1 pseudogene is annotated in these 231 nt (G+C 55.4%); it reads left to right on the top strand.

The features are described from left to right. Nucleotides 1–29 precede the first annotated feature (29 nt). Nucleotides 30–200: pseudogene (locus ACTHSX_RS10925) on the top strand ((Fe-S)-binding protein); the annotation flags it as partial. Nucleotides 201–231: the final 31 nt, after the last annotated feature.

The following is a 231-nucleotide window of genomic DNA, read 5'->3' as shown; positions in this document are numbered from 1 at the left end:
ATAATGCACCTTTTCGATTTTGACTATCCATGAAGACCATTCCCATCCAAAGCATCAGCCCCCTGTTGCCGCAAACCCAATGCCGTGAGTGCGGCTATGAAGGCTGCTTACCCAATGCGCGTGCCCTGTCGGCAGGATAAGCGCCCGTAAACCTCTGCGAGCCGGGTGGGGAAACCGTCATGAAAGACATTGCCGACCTATAGGGCAAGCCCTACCTCGCGCCGGCAAAAA

Source organism: Neisseria sp. P0014.S002, assembly GCF_051958295.1.
GTDB lineage: Bacteria > Pseudomonadota > Gammaproteobacteria > Burkholderiales > Neisseriaceae > Neisseria > Neisseria flavescens_B.
The sequence above is the reverse complement of the archived record's forward strand: the minus strand, read 5'-3'. Positions and strand labels throughout refer to the sequence as shown.